Here is a 6,168-nt window from a genome sequence, read left to right as displayed (position 1 = left end):
CCGTCGCCCGGGCCTCGTCGACCGCCCGGCGCAGATAGTCCCGTACCCCGCCGAAACGCTCGAAGTACGTGTCCATGAGGACGCGTGCCTCACCCGCGTCGATGTTCAGCTGCTGGGAGAGGCCGAACGCGGACAGGCCGTAGGCAAGGCCGTACGACATCGCCTTGATCTTGCGGCGCATCTCCGCGTCGACCGCGGCACCCTCGACCGAGAACACCTGGGAGGCGACCGTGGTGTGCAGGTCCTCGCCGGAGGTGAACGCCTCCAACAGGCCCTCGTCCTCAGAGAGATGGGCCATCACGCGGAGTTCGATCTGGCTGTAGTCCGCGGTCATCAGCGACTCGTAGCCCTCGCCCACCACGAAGCCGCGGCGGATCGCCCTGCCCTCGTCCGTACGGACCGGGATGTTCTGCAGGTTCGGGTCCGTGGACGACAGCCGTCCCGTCGCCGCGACCGTCTGGTTGAACGTGGTGTGGATACGGCCGTCGGTCGCGACCGTCTTGATCAGGCCCTCTACGGTGACGCGCAGCTTCGCCTGTTCGCGGTGGCGGAGCATGATGACCGGCAGTTCGTTCTCGGTCTGGTTGGCCAGCCAGGCCAGCGCGTCCGCGTCGGTCGTGTAGCCGGTCTTCGTCTTCTTCGTCTTGGGCAGGCCGAGTTCGCCGAAGAGGACTTCCTGGAGCTGCTTGGGCGAGCCGAGGTTGAACTCGTGCCCCGCCGCCGCGTGCGCCTCCTTCACCGCCTGCTGCACGGCCCCGGCGAACATCTGCTCCATGGCTTCGAGGTGGGCCTTGTCGGCCGCGATGCCGGACCGCTCCAGGCGGGCCAGCAGGATCGAGGTGGGCAGCTCCATGTCACGGAGCAAGTCCGCCGCGCCGACCTCCTGGAGGCGCTCTCCGAAGGCGTCGCCGAGGTCGAGGATCGCGCGGGCCTGCACCATCAGGGCGTCCGCCTCGGCGCCGTCGTCCGCGCCGAAGGCCAACTGACCGTCGGCCGCGGCGGCGGGCGCCAGCTCACGGCCCAGGTACTCCAGGGACAGCGCGTCCAGGTCGAAGGAGCGGCGGCCGGGCTTGACCAGGTAGGCGGCGAGCGCGGTGTCCATGTCGATGCCGGCGATCGTCCAGCCGTGCTCCGCGAAGACCCGCATCGCACCCTTGGCGTTGTGGAACACCTTGGGCCGGTCGACGTCGGACAGCCAGGCCGCGAACGCGTTCTCGTCGCTCTCGTCCAGCTCCGCGGGGTCGAACCAGGCGGCCGCTCCCCCGGCGGTGGCGAGCGCGACCTCGGTCACCGAACCGGAGCCGAGAGCCCAGGTGTCGACGGTGGCGACACCGAGGGGCTCGGTGCCGTAGTCGGCCAGCCAGCCGGTCAGTTCACCGGTGCCCAGGACCGAGCCGTCGACCGCCACACCGCTCTCGGCGGCCGGGGTCGGGTCGGCCTCCTCGGCGCCCGGGTCGACGGCCAGCAGTCGCTCGCGCAGCGAGGGGTTGCGGATCTCCAGGGTGTCGAGAACCATCGCGACGGCCGTGCGGTCGTACGGAGCGCGGCCCAAGTCGACGACCGTCTTGGGGAGTTCGACGTCCTTGACCATCTCGGTGAGGCGGCGGTTGAGCTTGACGGCGTCCAGGTGGTCGCGGAGGTTCTGCCCGGCCTTGCCCTTGACCTCGTCGACGCGCTCGACCAACTCGGCGAACGAACCGAACTGGTTGATCCACTTCGCGGCGGTCTTCTCGCCGACGCCGGGGATGCCCGGGAGGTTGTCGGACGGGTCGCCGCGCAGGGCCGCGAAGTCGGGGTACTGGGCGGGCGTCAACCCGTACTTCTCGACGACCTTCTCCGGGGTGAACCGGGTCAGCTCGGAGACACCCTTCGTCGGGTAGAGCACGGTCGTGTGCTCGGACACGAGCTGGAAGGAGTCGCGGTCGCCGGTGACGATCAGCACGTCGAAGCCCTCGGCCTCGGCCTGGGTGGCGAGCGTGGCGATGACGTCGTCGGCCTCGAAGCCGTCGACCGCGAACCGGGACACGTGCATCGCGTCGAGCAGCTCGCCGATCAGCTCGACCTGGCCCTTGAACTCGTCCGGGGTCTTGGAGCGGTTCGCCTTGTACTCGGTGAACTCCTCGGAGCGCCAGGTCTTCCGGGACACGTCGAAGGCCACCGCGAAGTGTGTGGGCGCCTCGTCGCGCAGGGTGTTGGCCAGCATCGACGCGAAGCCGTAGATCGCGTTCGTCGGCTGGCCCGTCGCGGTCGTGAAGTTCTCCACGGGCAGCGCGAAGAACGCGCGGTAGGCCAGCGAGTGCCCGTCCATCAGCATCAGCCGTGGACGGTCGCCGCCGGAGGTGTTCCCGGAGGTCTTGTCGGTCTTCTTCGATGCTGTCTCTGCCACGACCCCGATCCTGCCACGCCCCACTGACAGTCGGAGTCACGGTCGCCGCGTCGGAGGGCGTGGCCGCGACGAACAAGGGTTGGCGGAGGGGCGGGCGAAGGCGAACAGAGGGGCTCGGGAGAGACGGCGGGAGCAGCGGATCCGGCGCGACCCGCAGCGTGGAGACAGTGAGGCAGTGAGGCAGTAGTGAAGCAGTAGCGAAGGTGGAGACGGACGAAGCCCGCGCGAGGCGCAGACAGCGTGGCCCGTCGCGTCGCGGCAACGCTCGCACGAGAACCGGTCCCCGTGGCCGCGCCCGGTAGCCGCACGGAAGGCCACGCACGCGTGCAAGGTCATCCGGCGCGGCAGGAGCCCCGGACGCACACTCCCCGGCCCGCCGCACGGCGCATCGGACCGACCGGCACCACCCCACCCCACCCCACGCCACCACGGGCCGGACCGAACCGGACCGACCAGCGTCGCCCACCACGGACCGAACCGAACCGACCAACACCGCCCGCCGCGGTGAGGAGCCGGACAAGCCCACCCCGCCCGCTGCCCCACACCGCGCCCCCCGCACTCCGAAACCATTGAGCCCACGAACCGACCTCGGCGTTGTCACTGCCGCATGCGAGGATCGGAGATGTAGTGCACATGTGCCAGCGAAGGAGGGCCCGCGATGGCCACGAAGCCGCCCAAGGGTGATCCCGTCCAGGACGCGCCCCAGGTCACCGAGCCCAAGCACGCCGCGGCCGGACTTCCGGCGATCGGGCACACGTTGCGCATCGCGCAGCAGCAGATGGGGGTCAAGCGCACCGCGTTGACGCTGCTGCGGGTCAATCAGAAGGACGGCTTCGACTGCCCGGGCTGTGCCTGGCCGGAGCCGGACCACCGGCACGCGGCGGAGTTCTGTGAGAACGGCGCGAAGGCGGTCGCCGAGGAGGCCACCCTGCGCCGGGTCACCCCGGAGTTCTTCGCCGCCCATCCGGTGGCCGATCTCGCGACGCGCAGCGGGTACTGGCTGGGCCAGCAGGGACGGCTCACGCACCCCATGTATCTCCCCGAAGGGGCCGAGCACTACGAACCGGTCACCTGGGAGCGTGCCTTCGACATCGTCGCGGAGGAGATCGCCGCCCTCGGCTCCCCGGACGAGGCCCTCTTCTACACCTCGGGCCGCACCAGCAACGAGGCCGCGTTCCTCTACCAGTTGTTCGCGCGGGAGCTGGGCACCAACAACCTGCCGGACTGCTCGAACATGTGCCACGAGTCGTCGGGTTCCGCGCTGAACGAGACGATCGGCATCGGCAAGGGCAGCGTCCTGCTGGAGGACCTCTACCAGGCCGACCTGATCGTCGTCGCCGGCCAGAACCCGGGCACCAACCACCCGCGCATGCTCTCCGCCCTGGAGAAGGCCAAGGTCAACGGCGCGAAAATCATCAGCGTCAACCCGCTGCCCGAAGCGGGCCTGGAGAAGTTCAAGAACCCGCAGACCCCGCAGGGCATGCTCAAGGGCGCCGCCCTCACCGACCTGTTCCTCCAGATCCGCATCGGCGGCGACCAGGCCCTCTTCCGCCTCCTCAACAAGCTCATCCTCGAGACGGACGGCGCGGTCGACCAGGCCTTCGTCGACGAACACACCCACGGCTACGAGGAGTTCGCGGCCGCCGCGCGGGACGCCGACTGGGACGAGACCCTCCTGGCGACCGGGCTGAGCCGTCCGGAGATCGAGCAGGCCCTGTCCATGGTCCTCGCCTCCGAACGCACCATCGTGTGCTGGGCGATGGGCCTCACCCAGCACAAGCACGCCGTGCCGACCATCCGCGAGGTCGTCAACTTCCTTCTGCTGCGCGGCAACATCGGCCGCCCGGGCGCGGGCGTGTGCCCGGTGCGCGGCCACAGCAACGTGCAGGGCGACCGCACCATGGGCATCTTCGAGCGCCCCGCACCCGCCTTCCTGGACGCCCTGGAGAAGGAGTTCGGCTTCGCCCCGCCGCGCGAGCACGGCTATGACGTCGTCGCCGCGATCCGCGCGCTGCGCGACGGCGACGCGAAGGTGTTCTTCGCCATGGGCGGCAACTTCGTGTCCGCATCCCCCGACACCGAGGTCACCGAAGCCGCCATGCGGCGCGCCGGCCTCACCGTGCACGTGTCGACGAAGCTCAACCGCTCGCACGTCGTCACGGGCGCGCGTGCCCTCATCCTGCCCACCCTGGGCCGCACCGAGCGCGATCTCCAGGGCGGCGGCGAGCAGTTCGTGACCGTCGAGGACTCGATGGGCATGGTGCACGCCTCACGCGGCCGTCTGGAGCCCGCGAGCGCCCAGTTGTTGTCCGAGACCGCCATCGTGTGCCGCCTCGCCCGCCGCGTCCTCGGTGCCGAATCCCGCACGCCCTGGGAGGAGTTCGAGAAGGACTACGCCACGATCCGCGACCGCATCGCGCGCGTGATCCCCGGCTTCCAGGACTTCAACACGCGTGTCGCGCACCCCGGCGGCTTCGCGCTCCCCCACGCCCCGCGCGACGAGCGCCGCTTCCCGACCACCACCGGCAAGGCCAACTTCACCGCCGCGCCCGTCGAGTACCCCGAACTGCCCGAAAGCCGCCTGCTGTTGCAGACGCTGCGCTCGCACGACCAGTACAACACCACGATCTACGGCCTCGACGACCGCTACCGGGGCATCAAGAACGGCCGCCGGGTCGTCATGGTCCACCCCGAGGACGCCGCCCGGCTCGGGATCGCCGACGGGTCGTACGTCGATCTGGTCGGCGAGTGGAAGGACGGGGTGGAGCGGCGGGCGCCCGGTTTCCGGGTCGTGCACTATCCGACCGCGCGGGGCTGCGCCGCGGCCTACTACCCCGAGACCAACGTCCTGGTCCCCCTGGACGCCACCGCGGACACCAGCAACACCCCGGCCAGCAAGTCCGTCGTCGTACGTCTGGAACAATCGGCGACCGACTGAGCGTTTGCTCAGCCGTCAGTCAGGTCCGCCGGTCAGGCGCAGGACGAACGGAGTCGGCCCCATGGGCGAGCAGCAGCACGGGAAGTTCCCGCAGGACGTCATCGACGAGTACTCGGCGCTCGGGATCGATCTGGTCGCGCTCTTCTCGGCGGGCCACCTCGGCACGCGCATGGGCGTGGAGATCGTCGAGGCGTCCGCCGAGCGTGTCGTCGGCACGATGCCGGTGGAGGGGAACACCCAGCCGTACGGGCTGCTGCACGGGGGCGCGTCGGCCGTCCTGGCGGAGACCCTCGGCTCGCTGGGGGCGATGCTGCACGGCGGCAGCACGAAGATCGCCGTCGGCGTCGACCTGAACTGCACCCACCACCGCGGCGCCCGCTCCGGCCTGGTGACCGGCGTCGCCACCCCCGTGCACCGGGGCCGCTCGACGGCGACGTACGAGATCGTGATCAGTGACGAGGACGGGCGACGGGTGTGCTCCGCGCGGCTGACCTGCCTGCTGCGCGACGTGAAGCCGGGCGACGGGATCCCCGCGGGCGCCGCCGGCTGAATCGCCGCGAGGTGAGTCCCCGCGCGCGGCCCGGGCCGCCCCCGGGCGGAACCGCACACCCGGCCGCGCACACCCGGCCGCGCGGCCCCGGACACGTCCACGCGCACACCGCGGGCGGGGCGCGGACAGGTCCACGCACGCGCCGCGACCCGACTGCCGATCGGTCCACGCGCACGCCACGACCGACCGCCCACCGGTCCACACACGCCACGACTGACCGCCGACCGGCCACCGACCGGCCCAGCCTCACACCGCGACCCGACCGCCCACCCGCACAGCCGCACAGCCGCACAG

3 protein-coding genes are annotated in these 6,168 nt (G+C 70.8%); 2 read left to right on the top strand and 1 reads right to left on the bottom strand.

The features are described from left to right. Nucleotides 1–2,386: DNA polymerase I (gene polA, locus JHN63_RS49515; protein ID WP_200691699.1), on the bottom strand; the 2,386-nt coding region annotated here is incomplete at its 3' end. Nucleotides 2,387–3,044: 658 nt separating this feature from the next. Between polA and JHN63_RS49510 the strand changes: the two genes are divergently transcribed. Next, entirely contained in the window at nucleotides 3,045–5,324 is a 2,280-nt protein-coding gene (locus JHN63_RS49510; protein ID WP_200691698.1) for an FdhF/YdeP family oxidoreductase, read from the top strand. A gap of 61 nt (nucleotides 5,325–5,385) precedes the next feature. Beyond that, nucleotides 5,386–5,874, top strand: a complete 489-nt coding sequence (locus JHN63_RS49505) for a PaaI family thioesterase (RefSeq protein ID WP_200691697.1) — start codon at nucleotides 5,386–5,388, stop codon at nucleotides 5,872–5,874. Nucleotides 5,875–6,168 lie beyond the last annotated feature (294 nt).

It is taken from the genome of Streptomyces sp. MBT65 (genome assembly GCF_016612545.1).
Lineage (GTDB): Bacteria > Actinomycetota > Actinomycetes > Streptomycetales > Streptomycetaceae > Streptomyces.
The sequence above is the reverse complement of the archived record's forward strand: the minus strand, read 5'-3'. Positions and strand labels throughout refer to the sequence as shown.

What these genes read in the sequence shown, in the direction of transcription:
- JHN63_RS49510 (WP_200691698.1), top strand. Translation starts at nt 3,045, where the DNA reads ATGGCCACGAAGCCGCCCAAGGGTGATCCCGTCCAGGACGCGCCCCAG.
- JHN63_RS49505 (WP_200691697.1), top strand. Translation starts at nt 5,386, where the DNA reads ATGGGCGAGCAGCAGCACGGGAAGTTCCCGCAGGACGTCATCGACGAG.